Below are 17,143 nucleotides of genomic sequence, written 5' to 3' on the forward strand. Positions count from 1 at the left end.
CCGCTTCCACTGGCCAGAGAAATGAACCAAACGTCCACAATTCTCAGGTAGCCAGAATGCCGCAGACGCCGGTCAACGTTGAGGTCATTATCGTTGAATCAAGTGCGCCTCCGGGCGGTGTAGGTGAACCACCTACTCCTCCGGCAGCACCAGCTTTGGCAAACGCGTTGTTTGCCGCCACTGGCCAGCGATTGCGTGAATTACCTTTACCGCTTACGGTAAAAAAGGCTTAAATTGACGGTGTGAAACTGTCGGAAGGTTCGCGCCATTGCTTTAACAACAATGGCGCGACTGTTATTGCATCTACCGGTTTTGAAAAATAATAGCCTTGCAAGCGGACACATCCCTGATTCAGTAAGTACTGTACTTGCTCGGAGTGTTCTATCCCCTCAGCAATACAGTCCATTTTCAGGCTTAACGCCAAATTAATGGTTGTTTGAACCAGTGCATTTTCTTCCTTACTTTCCTGAATGTCGTCAATAAAGCTTTTATCTATCTTCAGAATTTGCAGCGGGAATCGCTTCAGGTAGCTGAGAGACGAATAGCCGGTACCAAAATCGTCCAGTGCAAGCTTAAAGCCCGCATCGCGAATACGAGTCAGTTGATTAAGCACTTCATCAGACTGGTCAATTAAGACGCCTTCAGTGATTTCAAATCGAATGGACGAGTTGGGCAAACCGGCGTCCCTTAACAGCTGTTCTATCAGGTCCAGGTCGAAATGGGTTTTAAAATGCAGCGCTGACAGGTTTATTGACACATAGCCTTTGAACCCTTGGGCATACCACTGTTTCATATCGTTCACTGCCTGGGTAGTAGCCACGCGCGTGATCTCAATTATGTGGCGCATTTCTTCCAGCACAGGAATGAAGTCCGCAGGTGAGATCCACTCATCCTGATAATGGCACCGCAGCAGCAGTTCCACGCCCTCAGTTTGGCCGCTGGATATGTTTATAATAGGTTGGTAATAATTGATAAAGGCTTGTTCCTGATACGCAGACTTCACCCGGTTTTCCAGCGCCAGACGCTCTTTCGCCCGCTCGTTCATTTCTTTGGTGTAATAAATAAAAGCGCTTAACGTATCTTTCTTAGCACTGTACATGGCCACGTCGGCCTGCTTTAACAATTCAGCGGGGTCTGTCGCGTCATCGGGGAAAAAAGATATTCCCACCGAGCAGGATACCCTTAGCACTTCTTTACCCAGCGATATGGGCGTCTCAATGGACTCAATAAGCTGAGAAACGAACGAAGAAACCGACGCTTCGTTGTCAACTTCTTCCATCACGATCACAAATTCGTCGCCCCCTAACCGCGCAACCGTATCGCTTTTAGACGCTAAGTTGAGCATGCGGTTGGCAATTACCCTTAACAACTTATCGCCATAGTCATGGCCCAAAGAATCGTTAATACCTTTAAAGCGATCCAGGTCGACAAATAATACGGCGACGGTATGTTCATGGGTAACGGCATTGGCAATAGCATGCTCGAGGCGGTCCAATAACAAGCTGCGATTGACTAATCCGGTAAGGTTGTCGAAGTTAGCAATCTTTACCAGTTTACGTTCTGCATTCTTCTGCTCAGAAATGTCTGAAATCACCACGAGGTAATGGGTGGTTTCATTGTCTTTAGCCGTTCCCTGCATAACATTAATATCAATCAGCACATCGTATTTGCGCCCATCGGGCATCACAATGCTATCTTCCCCTTTCCATACATCATCGGTTTTCAGTAACCTTAGTTGACCTGCCAACTGACGTTCTAGTTTAGGGTCCTGCTGATATAACCTTTGCAGTTGTCTGTCGAGCCTGTCTTTGTCTGTAATGCCAAATGCACTTTCAAAAGCTGGATTTGCGGCCACCGCTCTGTGGTGCTGATCAAATATCACTACCCAGTCGCTGGTGTGTCTGAATGCATTACCAAATAACTTCACCTGCTGTTGCGCTTGCTGTAATCGCACTAACTGCAAATGCCGGCTAACCAAATAAGCCCCAAGCAACGTGATAAAACACAACGCGTACAACGTGTAAGCCAAAGGCGACAAAAACGGCGGGTAATCGACCTGAATCGTCAAACTTACCGGTAAGATTGTCTGGTCGCTGTACTGCCCGGCAGGCATCACTTCAAAACGGTAATTTCCGGCTGGTAGAGACGGTAAAACGACCTTGGTATCGAAGGTGGTGTCTTCACTCAAGACCTGTTTGCCACTGCTCAGTACATAACGGAATCGCGTATCTTTTTGAGCACTGAATTCCAGCGGAGAAAACTCAATCGTGAGCCCATAGTCATCGTGCTGTAACGCAATATGCCTGCCAGCCAGGTTTTGCTTGGGTAACCCAAGATTTCTTGACGACAAACTAATTCCGCTAATAACTAACTGTTTGGCGTTTCGTTGCAGCACTGCTTTTTGATATTCAGCGTTAATGACATTCGGGTCAAACATCACCACACCACGTGGTGATCCGTAAGCAATCCGGCCATCTTGCAGTTTTACATTTGCACCCTGGTTAAACTCAGCAACATTCAACTCTCGCCCGTACTGGAAACGTTTAAAGGTAAGCTTGTCTGGCGAAAAACGTTGTAAGCCACTGTGCGAACTGAACCAGATATTGTTGTCCTTGTCTTCCAGCAAGCCATAAATGAACGCGCCTTTGCCTAAAATGTCTGAACCGAAATAATACCGTTGTTGATAATTTTGGACATCCAACCCAACTAAGCCATAGCCGGGGTAAACTACCCATAAGATGTTGTTATGCAGTAGCACCGAATCTGGCGCGAAATCGCTGCGACGAACCATATCTGGTAGCTGGTGCAACCGTTCTGCCTTTTTAGTAACTATGTCGTAAGCCCATAGCCCATCGAAAGTAGCCAGCAGCATTTGAGACACATTCACCGGGTTAATCCCAATAAAGTTTGTCGATAAGTTTAACGATATCTGCCGGTTTAAATCGGTCAACTCTTCCAGTTTTTGGGCCTTAAAATCATATTTGTAGAAGTTGTCCCCTATGAAATACGCATTGCCCTCTGCGTCCTTTGCCAATCCTGTCATGAAAGTAGCTTCATCTTCTCCCCTGCCAAACGTAAGAAACTTAACGTCACCCGTTGATTTTCTGAATTCATATAAACCGGCATAGGTCTGAAGCAACAGCACATCCTCTCGCAACGGGAATATCTGTTGAATAATGTGCATACTGTAAGGTGGCGGCGTACCCTCACTTTGCAGATAAAATGTGCTTGATTTAGCCACTGGGTTATAGCGTGTCAGACCGTTATCAGTGCCAATCCACAAGATGCCGTCGCTATCCTCGTAAAGTGCCCAAATGTTGTTGTCTGACAACACGGTGGTGTTCGTGCTGTAGCGCTGATTCTGCAACATGGTGAAGTTTAGACTTTGCGGGCTCCAGTAGAAGGCACCACCAATATAGGTGCCAATCCACAATCCATCGTTAGGGGCCAATGCCAAAGCCCTGATATCCTGACGGGATAGCGCCTCTAGTCCGGTAGCGGGATCCAGCGCATACTCAGCATGCCAACGCCCTTTCTTCATTTGCATCCGCACCAAACCGATATCTGTCCCCAACCAAACCAGGGAATCATTCGCCTGCTTGATTTGCCAGATATTGCGCTCCGCTATTTCAAGACGCGTGTCAGCAACGAACCGATTTTCAGCGCGTACTGCCTGCTGAAGATTCTGCACAGGCATCGAGTACAAACCTGCGACTGTGCCAATCCACAGCCGACCAAAACTATCTGTCATCAACGATTTTGCATTTAGATTGTCCAGATTGAATTCAACATCTGCACGGTGCTCTACAGGCAAGAACCGGAGCTTTGAAACAGGTTCTCCGAAATCCACGTTAGCAACAAACATACCCGACGATGTCGCCATAACCAGTGTCTTATCGATCAGCAACAAATCGCGCAAATACGGCACATTATTTTGCTTTTCGGTGTCGATGGCGTAAAGGATAGTTTGTTGCTGCGTAGACGTGTCGTAGTGAATTAACATCTGCTCGAACAGCATCAGCATATTACCGTCAGGCAATTCAATGAATTTATTCACTAATTGCTGATATTCGGGGTTGTTAATGTATTTCAGTTGGAGAACAGCACTGTAGGTGTTGGTGGTTAAATCTAATTTATAGACCCCGCGACTGGCGGTGCTGATCCAAAGCTGTCGGCTGCTGTCCTGGAAAACAGCATTTACCGGTGTCGAGGCAAGTACATCGTCAGGCCCCTGCACATGCTCCACTCTATAACCGTCGTAGCGGTCTAGCCCACCATCCGAGGCAACCCACAGAAATCCATCGTGGTCGATAAATAACTGATTAATACTGTCCTGGGCCAACCCCTGTTTCGTTGACAGCGGAGTGGTGACCGGAGAGGTCAATATGGGCTCTTCCGGCAGCACTATACCCGCAGCGTTAACGGGTAACGCTATTATGCTGAATACGCTCAGTGCTATTAACTGTTGGAACAACGCCCACAACCTGTACCCATACATCACTTGTACTCACATTTCCCTGTTAACAGGGTATTATTTTTCTGACGTGAAAATTCACAGCTTTGTATTATATAAATAGCATATTCAGCCTTGAATTTGTACGTTTATAAAAAGAAAAAGGCTTTATTTTTCCCCACTTGCGGACTATTTATTAGAAAAAGATAATATAAATAACAAGGTTATAGAATGGACTACTGGTCGAGGGGAATTCGACCGGTACTGACGCGGTCACGTCGGATACCCGGCTGTGGCGCTAACAAGTACATATCACCATTAAGCCCTACGTAGGTTTTACGCACACCAACTGATTTTGCTACTTCGGCATGAGCCGCTAAATGAACGGGCTCACCGTGCACCGGTATCACAATCTGTGGACGGGTCCATTGGTACATCAGTTTAAGCTCTTCAACACAAGGATGGCCGCTGGCGTGTATGGGTAAGTCAGAGTGTTCAGACTGAATAACAGAAACCTGTTTCGCCACTAGCTTTTCGACAAGGCGTTCTACCGGCTTTTCGTTGCCAGGTATCACAATACTGGAAAATATCACGGTATCGCCGGCTTCCAATTCGAAATAAGGCAAAGCATCTGTAGCCAGGCGATTCAACGCAGCACGTCGTTCTCCCTGACTTCCCGTTGCAACCACCAGCACCTCCTCTGGCGGCAAATACCCAACGTGGCTGGGCGTGATAACCGTGACGTCGTCGGGCCAATACCCTGTTTCTTTGGCGACTCCAACCATGTTTTCCAGTGAACGCCCCACACAGGCCAGATATCGGCCGGTCTTATTTGCAATTCGGCCAAGGGAAATTAACCGCGCGATGTTGCTTCCGAAACACCCGACTACCACTCTGCCTTTGCAGGCTTTGATAGTGGAGAACAACCCTTCTGCACAAATCCGTTCAGAGATTGAAAAGCCAGCTTTGGTTGCATTTGTGGAATCACCGACAACCGCGAGCAAATCACTCTCACCCAGAGCCCGAAACGGATTAGCATTGAAAGGGCTGCCGCTGACCGGTTGCCCGTCAATTTTCCAGTCAGCTGTGTGTAATACGGAACCTACCGCCGTGTGAATAAGCAGCGCTTGAGGTTCAGGAATTGAATGTGTCATTGTGAGCCATTGCAACGTATAGGGCCCCACGGTTTTCTGTGCCCCTGGCTGTACAATATCGACAGGCACCTTGCCGACAAGCCCAGCTTGGGCCAGCTTTCTTTGCAGCACAGCGGCAGTGAAAGGCGTGGTGATTATTCGACATCGCAACCTGGGCCACAACGCGGCAACCGCGCCAATGTGGTCTTCATGCGCATGCGTAATGACCATGGCGGCGATATCGTCGCGACGTTCGGTCATGAATGTAGGATCGGGTGCTACTACACGATGCTTTGTCACTCCGGTATGGGGTGATGTTTTGTATGGCGCAACCAGGGGTTCATCGAAAGACACACCACAATCAACAATTAACCATTGATTAGCGTGTCCGTAAACGTTGAAGTTCATTCCTATCTCGCCTGTTCCTCCCAGTGGAACAAACCACAAGTCCTGTTGTTGTGGTATTAGATGTGAGATACCGCCTCCTTCAAGCAAGTCTGCGTGTTCGATGATAAAAGTGGGTAAAAGCTTCGTTGGGCAGCGCTCAATAGTCGCTGGCCAACCGGATAGACAATGCCGACACATCAGCATCTCTATTAACCATCACTGATTCTCAATTAGTTACGCCTGTAGGCGTATTTTAGACCAGCGTTTTTGTACGGACAGGGTTGAACAACCTGTTACAGGCACAGAGAAAAAAGGCGTCTTGCAACGCCTTTCGAGTTATAACAGCTTCTCGGCGAAATCCTCGGGGAGCATCACTTCACTCTCCTCTCCTGGAGCTGGCGCGACTATTACGCATAGTAAATCCCGCGCTAAACCCACGGTCCAGCGGGACAACCAGGTATCAAGATCAATGGCTTTGGGCTCACAATCCGACCATTCTTCGTTGGCCCACATTTGTGCCAAACCGGCGCTAGGCCACACAGGTACGCCATCTTCTTCATCTGACGTCAGCATGACACAGCCATCTGCATCATTCAAAATGAATACTTCTTTTTGTGCTTTTATCTGTTCAAAGCACTTTGCTGCTCGCTCTGCCTGAGGCAGCATCAAAAAATCGTTATCTGACCACATTGTCGTTTCTCTTGTTATTCGTTATTTGTTACACAGCCGAAAAATTGCTGGCTACTACTTTTACTACATCAGGCACCATGGAGCGCCGTATCGACTTCATGTGATACATATAAAGTTTACACTGACTATTCTGAAACTGCTCAATACATTCTACCTGATTCAAGCCCCACTGGGACCAATCAGGACCGACAGGTAAAACCGCCACGCCGCCCTCTGATTTCAGTGTCGCCAGCGCCAGTCGCAGAGAATTAGTAGTAAATTTAGCGTCTCTGAAATCCGGAAAACGCGTCAACAGTTCATCTCGTGCTTTGCTACCCCAGTCAATGGCAACATACTGATCCGCAGACGTATCGACCTCTGTCTGGTTGATGCTAAATAAACCCAACGGCAGTGCCTTAAGCAGTTGCCCACTTAATTCTTCTGATTTTAAAGGTTCGCTGGAAAACGCAATATCAATACTGCGCTCGTGAAGCTGACGGGATATTTGCTCAGAGGTGAGTACTTCTGCCTTTATGGCCCATTCAGGAAATTGCTGATGAATCTGATGCAGTAAGTCCGGCATCCATATTTCATTGTTCAGCTGTCCCGCACCGCATACCAAATACTCTCCTGCTTCTCGCTGCAGCTCTTGTTTGGCTTGTTGCAGTGTGTCATTCAGCTGTTCAGCAAACGGCAATAGCTTTTCACCTGCCGGTGTTAACTGAATACTGTTGCGGTGCCGAATAAACAGCGTGGTATGAAAGTACTCTTCGAGTTGCTTGATTCTGGCGCTTACCGCAGATTGCGTTAAATAAAGGTTTTCTGCAGCCTTACCAAAATGACGGGTTTTGACGACTTCAATAAAAGTAGTTAAAAAGCGGATATCCATTGTTTATACGTATAGGTAATTCTCGCCGATACGCATACGCTGGCATAAGTTTATGACAAAGTAAATTAAAAACAGACTGCACCTGCCCCGAAACCGGGACAGGTGCTTATCATTCCATCAATTGGGCTCGTAATGGGACCTGCGTTCCTTTTCACGACGCTGCGTTTCACGCTTTTTGTTTTTCATAGCCTGTGCACGCTTGTGACTTTTACGATGTTCGGCAGATTCTTCATCTTCTACCGAATCCCATTCTTCCCGTTGGTAACGATAGTCTTTACTCATGTTCTTCTCTAATGATAACTGGGGTCTAACATCTTCATTATTCCTCTGTGATACAAAAACGGAAATGAATAGTTTTTATCGTCACGACAAATGTTATTTCTGGCTATTTTTTAAGCAAACAACACACCAAACTGCGCTTCTTTTGTGCCAAAAAAGAGGTTAGCTACTGAATTCAGCGGGCTCCGGCGATGCCTTTATGTACTCGCTTTGTTTGAATAAGCCGTCATTTGACGCTGGCTATATGTAAAACAATTTTTTTTCTGGTAAAGAGAAAAATTTTTTGTTTTTCATTTTGGAAATTTTCACTTAAAAGTGCGAGCAAATATCCTTAGCCAAGAGATAACGCACCATGAAGACGCCAGATATACGTGTACCACAGAAGCCTTTTATCGACCGTCAGCATTTTCCGTACGGTTTTAAAAAATCCGGGGATTTCAGTATTACTGAAGCCAATCTTTTAAGCCAGTATGGTAAAACCCTGGCAGGTCTTGAATCAGGTGAGTTAACACCCGAAACAGCCGACGAGACTCACTTTGTCGCTATGCTCAAAGGTGAAGAAGCCGCTGAGAATTCGCTGGAAAAAGCCTGGTTGAAGTACATTAAACTCGCCAGAGGCCGCAAACAGTTTTACACATTGCACAGCACCGCGAGTAACCAGTCAGATTATGATGACGATTACAGCGACGACGAGTTCGACGTAGCATAAGAGACGGCTTGCCGTCTCTTTTTGTTTTCGCTGTTGGTTGGTTCAACCGCGTACTTTACGCGGTTGTGATCACGCGCAGAAAAATTGATACAGCAAAGCCATTTGCTGTTTTATTCGTTCGTCGGCTAACCGGTAAAAGATTGTTTGCCCTGCTCGCCGTGTAGCCACCAGATTGGCTTCCCTGAGTAATGCCAGATGCTGTGAAAGAACCGGTTGTGTAACAGGCACATTACTCAGTAATTCGGTGACTGAGCGCTCACCCTCGATCAACGAGCACAACACCATCAGCCGGGTCTTATTCGACAATTGTTTTAAAAACTGCTCTGCATCTTCAGCTCTGCTGAGCATTTGGGACGGATCCATAGCTAACACCTTACATGTGGTTAACAACTTGCTATTTCTGTATTGAACGCGAAAGCGATTGAATTCGCAAGGATTATTACTCAAATCTTGCTTAACCATTTGTTCAGGTTAATGAGAAATAATGGCCTTTAGTCCCTCTGCACAGCGTTTCCTTCAACTAATGCGCGCCCTATTGCTATACGCTATAGTGTAGCAAATACACAGTGTTTAACGGTATTCCCTATTCAAAACTGCGCTGTATCAAATACACACCGGCTTCCGAGTGTTATTTTAAATGTGGCAGAATTAAACATGCCCTCAAGAACTATCAGGAGAAGAACATGTTACTCACCATTGCAGAACGCCTTGCATCCATTCAACCACAACCGCGAAGAATATCAGCGGCACAGGCTGCCGCAGAAAAAGCACAACACGACGGTTTCGTTATTGACGTAAGAGAACCCGCCGAGCATGCTACCAGTCCTGCTAAGGGGGCGATCAATATTCCAAGAGGTGTACTCGAAATGAAAATGCTGGAATTGGTTAAGGATCCAGGTACCCCCATATACCTGCACTGTGCATCAGGCGCTCGCGCTATGTTGTCGGCCGAACAATTGTCTAAAATGGGTTATCAACACGTTTCCGTTGTTACCTGCGATGTTCCAACAATCCAAAAAGCGTTTGATTGAACTTAAACGGGAGAGCAGCATTTGAATTTAAAAGCGACACTCGAACAATGGAGAATGTTTAAAGCAGTGGTGGAAGCTGGCGGCTTTAATCAGGCAGCAGAACAGGTGCACAAAAGCCAATCCAGTATTCACCATGCGGTCCAAAAGCTCGAGTCGGCGCTTGGCCTGACGCTGTTCTTCAACGAAGGGCGTCGGGTAACATTAACCGAAGCTGGGGAGCTGATGTATCGCCGGGCCTGCTATTTGCTCGACGAAGCCCACAAGGTTGAATCTGTCGCCAACAGCCTTAAGTCGGGGGTTGAAACCTATCTGCGTATTGCAGTAGACATTATTTTTCCGCCTGAAATGCTTTATAAGGCACTTAACAAAGTCTCACAGGATTATCCGCTGCTGCGCATCGAATTGATGGAGACGGTGCTCAATGGTGCGAACACGCTGTTAAAAGAAGGTGAGGTAGATTTAGGTATCTCGCCATTTCCGCTAAACAGTGGCTTCAGCGAAGATTTATGTGAAATCGACTTCATTGCCGTTGCTCACCCCTCTCATCCTTTACATGCCCTCAACCGCGTCCTGACGCTGGAAGATCTGAAAGGTCACCGTCAGATTGTAGTCAGGGATTCCTCTACGGAGCGCAAGGCGGAGTCAGGCTGGCTGGGTGCAGACCAGCGCTGGACAGTGAGCCATGTAAGAACCTCCATTGATATCATCCGCCAGGGACTCGGATTTGCCTGGCTACCGCTGGCGATTATTCGCAATGAATTAGAAACCGGCGTACTGAAACCACTGCCTTTAGAGCAAGGAGGCCTGAGAAAAGCGCTGCTGTTTTTATGTTTCGCCGACGGAGACCGACTGGGTCCGGCAGCCAGAGCCTTTCTGGGGGAGTTGCGTTATCAGACCATGTCACTGCCCTCAGTGGAATCCATCGCCGAATAGTCCGATTTACTCCAATCATAAACAGCCCGTTGCGATTGTCAGGTTAACGAGACAAAATAATGTGCAAATCATTTGATCTCAAAAACTAATCACGGCGTATTTATCTTATCGCTATAAATTTAACTTGAAGGGATGCTACCGTGCTTACAGTATTGCTTGTTGATGACGACACCGAATTTCTGGATGTAGCCTGCACCATTATCGAATTTTTAGGTCACGAAGTACTGACCGCAACAAACCTTGAAGAAGCAAAGGACTGGCTCAGCAAAGAAACCTTCGACCACATTTTACTGGATTTCATGTTACCGGACGGCTCCGGGTTACACCTGCTGGAGTCCCTACCCGAAAATGCCTCAACGCATGTCACCCTGATTACAGGCCACCCTTCTGTGAAAGGAATTATTAAGGATTTGTGCGGCCCGAAAGTCGATTACCTGGTTAAGCCCATTCAGCGTGAGGACATTGAGCAGGCGCTTAGCAGAAAGAGCAAATCCGCTTCGACCAGCGCGCGCAAGAAACCGGCTTTCACCAAGCATTTCGGCCATTTAATTGGCGAATCTGCGTGTATGCAAGAGCTTTACAAACTGGTTGGCCGGGTCAGTAAAACACAAGCAAATGTTATGCTGCTAGGCGAAAGCGGCGTAGGTAAAGAAGTTGTCGCGGCAGCCATTCATCAGGCGTCAGAAAGTGAAGGCCCTTATGTGGCAACCAACTGTGGTGCATTTTCGAAAGAACTGATAGGCAGCGAGCTGTTCGGGCACGAAAAAGGCGCTTTCACTGGTGCAGTAGGTAAAAAAGAAGGGGTGTTCGAACAAGCCGAAAACGGCACCCTATTCTTAGACGAAATAACCGAAATGCCTATCGACATGCAACCCAACCTGTTGCGTGTACTTGAAAATAAAGTAGTGATTCGGGTTGGTGGCACCAAAGCCATTCCTGTCAATTGTCGGGTTGTGTCGGCCACCAACCGGACAATGGAAGAAATTGCTGAAAGCAAAGTGCTGCGGGAAGACATTTATTTTCGGTTGGCGGTATTCCCTATTACGATCCCTCCTTTGCGAGAGCGCAAAGAGGACATTCCCATGCTGGCGGAGTACTTTATTCAGCAACTGAACGAAGAAAACGGTACCCAGTATCAATGGCAATCAACCCAGCTTGAGCAATTAACTGCCTACGACTGGCCGGGAAATGTGCGGGAACTACGACACTTTGTGCATCGCGCAGCCATAATGAGTGATCCGGAAAGTGCAGAGCTGGAACTGCCTAAAACCATCGAATCTCCGTTTGCCAAGAAGCAAAACTTATCGAGTGGTTTGAAAGCAGGCCGCACTATTGAAGAGGTCGAGAAAGAACTGATTTACGCCACACTTGAAAAAGTTGACGGCAATAAAACGACCGCAGCCGAAATGTTGGGGATCAGTACAAAAACCTTGTACAACCGTTTACACGCCTACGGTGACCTGAACGATAACGATTAACTTCAGCAAGGAACGCAATAGCAATGAATGAGCAGCAGTTTGAGCAATTGCAGGTCGACGTGCACGACGCGCGTCGGCCACTAAATCGGATTACCATGCAGGCGGAGTTAATAAAAATGGCATTGCAGGGTGACATCCCGCCGGAAAAAGCGCTCCAGGCACTCGATAAGGTCATAGCAGAATGCAAGTCGTGCAGTGAAAGTCTGGCAGCACTGGTAGATAAATTCAGACCCGACAGTAAGGCCAAATCCGAATGACGCAGTTTATCCGCACGGCCTCTGCCTGGATTTTAATGATTGCCTTGATAGTCGTGGTCATCGCCGCTAACTCGGTATACACCATTCACACGTTAAACGAATTGGCAGCCGTGGAAGGCCGTATTTTCACGACCAATAAAGTCATTGATTCGATCAACGCATTACACGTTGCTGTATTGCGCACGGAGTCTGGTCAGCGCGGCTTTTTATTATCTGACGATCCGGCTTATCTGGAAGACTATGAAAAAACCCTCAATGAAGTAAACCAGCTCATTGATCAGGTCGAAGAGAACGCCATTAAGTCGGATTACGATGAACAGAGCGAGCGTATCGAGCAGCTTATTTATCTGGCGAAACAAAAACTCAACGAACTGATTAAAACTGTTGAGCTGGCACGGGAAGACAAACATCGCAAAGCCCTTGCGATTTTCAATTCACAAATTGGTTTGGATCTGTATGACCAGTTTGAAACCCTGTTTAATGACATTGCCGAAGAAGAAAGGCGCCTGCAATCACAACACGTCGCTGCGCTGGTGAAACTGCGGACCGATTCGGTAAATAACCTTATTATTTCCGCCGCAACAACCGGCTTATTGATCATTGGTATGTTCTTCCTGCTTCGTCTTAATATCCGGGAGACCATCAACCATCGTCGGGAACTTGAACACCATAACATGGTGCTTGAATCGCGCGTCGAAGAACGTACTGTTGAACTTAAAGTATACTCAGAAGAGCTCGCCCGCAGTAACCGCGAACTGGAAGATTTTGCTTTTGTCGCCTCTCATGATCTTCAGGAGCCATTGCGGAAAATACGTGCATTCGGCAACCGGCTAAGTACAGGGTATCAGGATGTGCTCGATGGACGTGGACAGGATTTTCTAGCCAGAATGCTCAATGCGGCCGAACGCATGTCGATGTTGATCAGCGATTTGTTGGCTTTCTCGCGCGTCACAACACGGGGCAAGGATTTTGCTGATACTGACCTCAATGAGGTAGTGTCGGCCGTGCTAGACGATTTAGAAATCCCCATCGAGGAAACCCACGCAAAAATTACGGTAGACACCCTTCCCGTGATGAGAGCCGATCCATCACAGATGAATCAATTGTTCCTTAATCTGTTTTCTAACGCGCTAAAATTCCGGCTACCTGATATTACCCCACATATCTCGCTGCGATGTGTTAGGGTAGACAACACTGAGGCAAAAAAACAAAACCTACTGCCGGGATTAGACTGGGTAAAGCTCACGCTGCAAGACAACGGTATTGGATTTGACCAAACCTTCGCCGAAAAAATCTTTGCGCCGTTTCAACGATTACATGGTCGCTCAGAATATAAAGGCACCGGTATTGGCCTGGCAGTATGCCGCCGAATTGTTGAACGCCACAATGGCGTTATTTCTGCCCACAGCGAGCCGGGTAACGGCGCGCGGTTCGACTTTTACCTGCCATTAAACGGGCAGCCATTTGACAATGTAAGACAACAGGGAGTCATTCAGGATGCCGAATAGCCGGTTACCCATTACCATATTAATGGCAGACGACGACGAGGACGATCGCTTACTTACGCTGGACGCCCTTACGGAAGGTCGCGTTTTAAATAATCTGCAATGCGTCGAAGACGGCGTAGAACTGCTTGCCTATCTGCGTCGGGAAGGTCGATTCAGCGACCCGGCAACCTCCCCTCGTCCAAGCCTTATTTTACTTGATTTGAACATGCCTCGTATGGACGGCCGCGAAGCGCTGCAAGAAATCAAAGCCGACCCGTCACTTCGCGGTATTCCCGTGGTCATTCTCACCACCTCTAAAGAGGAAGAAGATATGTTACGAGGCTACGATCTCGGCGCCGCCTCGTACATAACCAAACCAGTGAACTTCGAAGGATTAGTCGAACTCATGAAATCCCTCGGACGCTATTGGATAGAAATTGTCGAACTCCCACATAACGACTGAGTTTAGCCCCATGACGGATCAGGTCCAGTTACTGCTTATTGAAGATGACGAGGATGATTACTTTCTGACCGCCGACTCACTGGCACAATGTGAGTCGCCTAAGTTTTCAATTAGCTGGGCACAAAATGGCGATCAGGCGATTGAATACCTCAAAGCCCAGTCGTTTGATTTGTGCCTGTTGGATTACCGTCTGGGTAGAGAAAATGCCATCGACGTATTGGCTAAATTAAAAGCCTTAGCGGTGTCTATTCCTGTGGTAGTGCTAACCGGACAGGCCGACAGCGTGGTGGATGATTTGGTGATGCGCGCCGGGGCCGAAGACTTTCTTACCAAATCAGAAATAGAAACCCCGCGTTTCATGCGAACTATTCGCTATGCTCTGGTGCGAAGGGAAATAGAAACAGAGCGCATGGAACGCAATCGCATTGAACAGCAAAACAAAGCAAAGGATAAGTTTCTGGCTCACCTTGGCCATGAGTTACGCACGCCGCTGGCTTCGATTTTAGGTTATACCGAACTGTTGCTGGATGATCATCACAACGAGCGCATCCAGCAAGAACTATCGACCATCTTAAACAACAGTAAACACCTGTTAAGCCTGCTGAACGACCTGCTTGATATGTCTCGCATTATGGCGAATAAGCTGGAGCTCAGTCCGACGCCGCTGCACCTCGCCAGCTTTTTAACCGACCTGTACAGTTTGATGGTTATGCAGGCCAGTGAAAAAGGGCTGGTGCTGACCGTGGTTGCCGACAGTGAAATCCCGGAAGAAATTACTATTGATGCCACCCGTCTGCGTCAGGTTTTAATTAACCTGGTCAACAATGCGATCAAGTTTACCCCGGGCGGCCAGGTCACTATTCGGGTTAAAGCAGACGCTACCGACAAGCAATTACTATTCAGCGTAGAAGACACCGGCATTGGTATGCCAGCCGACAAATTGGATAAAATCTTCCAACCCTTCGAACAAATCGAGGATCTCATCCATGCTAATCACGGTGGCGCTGGTCTTGGGCTGGCGATCACCCGAGAGTTAGTTAATCGTATGGGGGGGGAGATCTGTGTCGAATCGACCCTTGGTCAGGGAAGCCAGTTCCACTTTACTATTCCGCTGCAGTGCGACGACATGTCACATTGGGTGGCACTCGATCTGGAAGCGCCACAACGCATTACACCGGCAAGCATTAATAAAGACTTATACGGCAATGTATTAATCGTCGACGACCTTCGTGACATCAGGCGGCTGACCGGTAGTTTGGTTGGCACCACGCAGGCCAATGTGCATTATGCGAAAAATGGCATGGAGGCACTCGAGAAAATTCAAGAGAGTCATGCCGCTAAACGCGCTTTCGACCTGGTACTCATGGACATTCACATGCCGGTAATGAATGGTATCGACTGTCTGAAGGCGTTGCGTCGTGCAGACATATTTATCCCGGTGGTTGCGGTAACGGCGGCCAGCAGAAAGGGATTAAGAGAGTCACTATTAGAACAGGGTTTCGACAATGTAATCGCCAAACCTATTGATCGCGAAGCGTTAAGTGAAATCCTAAGTCAGTATTTGCACACCACCCCAAGGCAACAGGCACTAACACCGAAGAAAGATTCAACACCCTCCCTGGTCGTCGTTGAAGATGATGAAGACGTGGCTGACCTAATGACCATGTTATTGACGGCATTGGGTTACAACACCACTACCGCGCACAGCGCCAAGCAGGCCATCAGTCTGATAGAAGCATCACCAGACACGTTCGATCACGTAATGGTGGATTTGCACTTACCCGACGCCAATGGCTATGACCTGATAAAAGCCTTACTAAAATTGTCAGACGGACTGACATTTACCATTATCAGCGGTGCAGAAACAGACCCTGAAGCGGTAGCAGACCTGCCCGTTTTACAGTCCTTATTAAAGCCGGTCAGCCGTGACGATCTGTCACAGCTCGATATCCCAATTCGCAATAAATGACAACGTATCTGTAAAAATTGCAGCCGCTGGGAAGATTTGGACTACCCGAGACAAGTGAAACCTAATAACACATTGTAATTATTAATAAAAACCAAGGCACACTGTTTGCATTTCACATGGACAAACCATTATGCAAATAAGAAAAGGAAGCCGTTATGGATATTACTGTGTTACACCGCATGTTTACGTCCACTTGCATGAACCGCGTTATGTTTATCGCAATGCTAACACTCTGTATGTTGTCGGGCTGCGCAAGTCACTCTATGACGCCTTATCAGGCGTCAGGTCCATCACAGCCATTTGGTTACAGCACTCAACAAATGAATGAGTCAACATTCCGCATATTGTATGCTGCCAACGAGCACACCAACTTTGATCAAATAGAATCCTATGCGCATACTCGCGCCAAGTCGCTGGCAAAATCACAGGGGTTTGACTGGTATCGGGTAGTGTCTGGCACTGCCGATAGTTTGCCTGAGCGTCAGGCAAGTGCACCTGTACCACCAGAAGATTTCTCGGCGGTTGAACAAGCCATGACTGAAAAACTGCCTGAACAACCCTGCAATGCTGGTGAATGCAATACTGACGCCATCGAAACAGAGCCGGCAAGTCAGGACAAGCAAACTGAGTCGACTCAATTGCCAACCCGCTTCTTTACGCTTGTTATCCAGGGCGGAATAGGTAACACTGCGCCAGATGGCGCTGTGTGGGTATCCCGATAAACACTTGCTACCAACGAACCCACCCTCCACGCGTACCGGGAACGACTTGCAGGGTGGGAAAATTAGCGCACTCTTTTCGCTTACCGCTTAGAAAGTATTACCCCTTCAGATTTGCCTGATTAGCGTGCTCTACCCAATCCAAATCCTTGGTTTGTTCATCCAGCGTACCTTTAGCATCCTCCAGGAAAACCTTACAGAAATAGTCCACACACGGGTATAAGTCCCGGTATTTCTTAAGCTGTACTTCCATTTCTTCCATGGCATTTGAGAATTCGTGATTGGAT

Annotated in this window: 16 protein-coding genes and 1 pseudogene; 10 read left to right on the forward strand and 7 right to left on the reverse strand. The window is 47.6% G+C overall.

All coding sequences use genetic code 11. From position 1 onward, the window contains the following. The coding region (locus AC4MRN_RS12315) for a hypothetical protein (RefSeq protein WP_491203435.1) at window positions 1-233 on the forward strand (233 nt) is incomplete at its 5' end. Here the strand turns inward: AC4MRN_RS12315 and AC4MRN_RS12320 are convergent. The 5 genes from AC4MRN_RS12320 to AC4MRN_RS12340 form a co-directional block, all read right to left on the reverse strand. After that, a complete protein-coding gene (locus AC4MRN_RS12320; protein ID WP_491203436.1) occupies window positions 230-4,474 on the reverse strand; it encodes an EAL domain-containing protein in 4,245 nt (1,414 codons plus the stop codon). The two genes, AC4MRN_RS12315 and AC4MRN_RS12320, sit on opposite strands and share 4 nt — an antisense overlap. 215 nt (window positions 4,475-4,689) lie before the next feature. Further along, on the reverse strand, window positions 4,690-5,994 hold the full coding sequence (locus AC4MRN_RS12325; RefSeq protein ID WP_084526401.1) for a ribonuclease J: 1,305 nt from the start codon (window positions 5,992-5,994) through the stop codon (window positions 4,690-4,692). A 315-nt stretch (window positions 5,995-6,309) separates the two neighbouring features. Beyond that, complete coding sequence (locus tag AC4MRN_RS12330) at window positions 6,310-6,663, reverse strand: DUF2750 domain-containing protein (protein ID WP_073321925.1); 354 nt, start codon at window positions 6,661-6,663, stop codon at window positions 6,310-6,312. A 28-nt stretch (window positions 6,664-6,691) separates the two neighbouring features. Further along, window positions 6,692-7,531 carry a LysR family transcriptional regulator gene (locus tag AC4MRN_RS12335; protein ID WP_073321928.1) on the reverse strand — a complete coding sequence of 280 codons (840 nt, stop codon included), beginning with the start codon at window positions 7,529-7,531 and terminating at the stop codon, window positions 6,692-6,694. Window positions 7,532-7,648: 117 nt separating this feature from the next. Continuing rightward, entirely contained in the window at window positions 7,649-7,813 is a 165-nt protein-coding gene (locus AC4MRN_RS12340; protein WP_174237792.1) for a hypothetical protein, read from the reverse strand. Window positions 7,814-8,162: 349 nt separating this feature from the next. Between AC4MRN_RS12340 and AC4MRN_RS12345 the strand changes: the two genes are divergently transcribed. After that, window positions 8,163-8,519, forward strand: a complete 357-nt coding sequence (locus AC4MRN_RS12345; protein ID WP_073321932.1) for a MaoP family protein — start codon at window positions 8,163-8,165, stop codon at window positions 8,517-8,519. Between the two features lie 69 nt (window positions 8,520-8,588). On the opposite strand, the gene AC4MRN_RS12350 is transcribed toward AC4MRN_RS12345, so the two are convergent. Further along, window positions 8,589-8,882, reverse strand: a complete 294-nt coding sequence (locus AC4MRN_RS12350) for an ArsR/SmtB family transcription factor (RefSeq protein ID WP_155014544.1) — start codon at window positions 8,880-8,882, stop codon at window positions 8,589-8,591. Window positions 8,883-9,202: 320 nt separating this feature from the next. Between AC4MRN_RS12350 and AC4MRN_RS12355 the strand changes: the two genes are divergently transcribed. The 8 genes from AC4MRN_RS12355 to AC4MRN_RS12390 all read left to right on the forward strand — a co-directional run bounded on the left by AC4MRN_RS12355 (window position 9,203) and on the right by AC4MRN_RS12390 (window position 16,859). Further along, a complete protein-coding gene (locus AC4MRN_RS12355) occupies window positions 9,203-9,550 on the forward strand; it encodes a rhodanese-like domain-containing protein (protein ID WP_073321938.1) in 348 nt (115 codons plus the stop codon). A gap of 21 nt (window positions 9,551-9,571) precedes the next feature. After that, window positions 9,572-10,483 (forward strand): LysR family transcriptional regulator, encoded by a 912-nt coding sequence (locus tag AC4MRN_RS12360; protein ID WP_281250812.1) that lies wholly within the window; start codon window positions 9,572-9,574, stop codon window positions 10,481-10,483. A gap of 140 nt (window positions 10,484-10,623) precedes the next feature. After that, entirely contained in the window at window positions 10,624-11,961 is a 1,338-nt protein-coding gene (locus AC4MRN_RS12365) for a sigma-54-dependent transcriptional regulator (protein WP_491203437.1), read from the forward strand. 23 nt (window positions 11,962-11,984) lie between these two features. Further along, window positions 11,985-12,218, forward strand: a complete 234-nt coding sequence (locus tag AC4MRN_RS12370) for a hypothetical protein (RefSeq protein ID WP_073321947.1) — start codon at window positions 11,985-11,987, stop codon at window positions 12,216-12,218. Next, a complete protein-coding gene (locus AC4MRN_RS12375) occupies window positions 12,215-13,726 on the forward strand; it encodes a sensor histidine kinase (protein ID WP_491203438.1) in 1,512 nt (503 codons plus the stop codon). The genes AC4MRN_RS12370 and AC4MRN_RS12375 overlap by 4 nt, the downstream gene beginning before the upstream one ends. Continuing rightward, a complete protein-coding gene (locus AC4MRN_RS12380; protein ID WP_491203439.1) occupies window positions 13,716-14,168 on the forward strand; it encodes a response regulator in 453 nt (150 codons plus the stop codon). Before AC4MRN_RS12375 ends, AC4MRN_RS12380 begins: the two co-directional genes overlap by 11 nt. A gap of 10 nt (window positions 14,169-14,178) precedes the next feature. After that, window positions 14,179-16,137, forward strand: coding sequence for a response regulator (locus AC4MRN_RS12385; RefSeq protein WP_491203440.1), 1,959 nt, complete (start codon window positions 14,179-14,181; stop codon window positions 16,135-16,137). Window positions 16,138-16,292: 155 nt separating this feature from the next. Continuing rightward, complete coding sequence (locus AC4MRN_RS12390; protein ID WP_491203441.1) at window positions 16,293-16,859, forward strand: CC0125/CC1285 family lipoprotein; 567 nt, start codon at window positions 16,293-16,295, stop codon at window positions 16,857-16,859. A 97-nt stretch (window positions 16,860-16,956) separates the two neighbouring features. Here the strand turns inward: AC4MRN_RS12390 and AC4MRN_RS12395 are convergent. Beyond that, a pseudogene (locus tag AC4MRN_RS12395) lies at window positions 16,957-17,143 on the reverse strand (5'-deoxynucleotidase); the annotation flags it as partial.

Source organism: Marisediminitalea sp., assembly GCF_984433645.1.

Bases quoted from the DNA above. Each gene is read 5' to 3' on its own strand.
- AC4MRN_RS12325 (WP_084526401.1), bottom strand. From the start codon at position 5,994: ATGAACTTCAACGTTTACGGACACGCTAATCAATGGTTAATTGTTGAT.
- AC4MRN_RS12330 (WP_073321925.1), bottom strand. From the start codon at position 6,663: ATGTGGTCAGATAACGATTTTTTGATGCTGCCTCAGGCAGAGCGAGCA.
- AC4MRN_RS12335 (WP_073321928.1), bottom strand. From the start codon at position 7,531: ATGGATATCCGCTTTTTAACTACTTTTATTGAAGTCGTCAAAACCCGT.
- AC4MRN_RS12340 (WP_174237792.1), bottom strand. From the start codon at position 7,813: ATGAGTAAAGACTATCGTTACCAACGGGAAGAATGGGATTCGGTAGAA.
- AC4MRN_RS12345 (WP_073321932.1), top strand. From the start codon at position 8,163: ATGAAGACGCCAGATATACGTGTACCACAGAAGCCTTTTATCGACCGT.
- AC4MRN_RS12350 (WP_155014544.1), bottom strand. From the start codon at position 8,882: ATGGATCCGTCCCAAATGCTCAGCAGAGCTGAAGATGCAGAGCAGTTT.
- AC4MRN_RS12355 (WP_073321938.1), top strand. From the start codon at position 9,203: ATGTTACTCACCATTGCAGAACGCCTTGCATCCATTCAACCACAACCG.
- AC4MRN_RS12370 (WP_073321947.1), top strand. From the start codon at position 11,985: ATGAATGAGCAGCAGTTTGAGCAATTGCAGGTCGACGTGCACGACGCG.
- AC4MRN_RS12375 (WP_491203438.1), top strand. From the start codon at position 12,215: ATGACGCAGTTTATCCGCACGGCCTCTGCCTGGATTTTAATGATTGCC.
- AC4MRN_RS12380 (WP_491203439.1), top strand. From the start codon at position 13,716: ATGCCGAATAGCCGGTTACCCATTACCATATTAATGGCAGACGACGAC.
- AC4MRN_RS12385 (WP_491203440.1), top strand. From the start codon at position 14,179: ATGACGGATCAGGTCCAGTTACTGCTTATTGAAGATGACGAGGATGAT.
- AC4MRN_RS12390 (WP_491203441.1), top strand. From the start codon at position 16,293: ATGGATATTACTGTGTTACACCGCATGTTTACGTCCACTTGCATGAAC.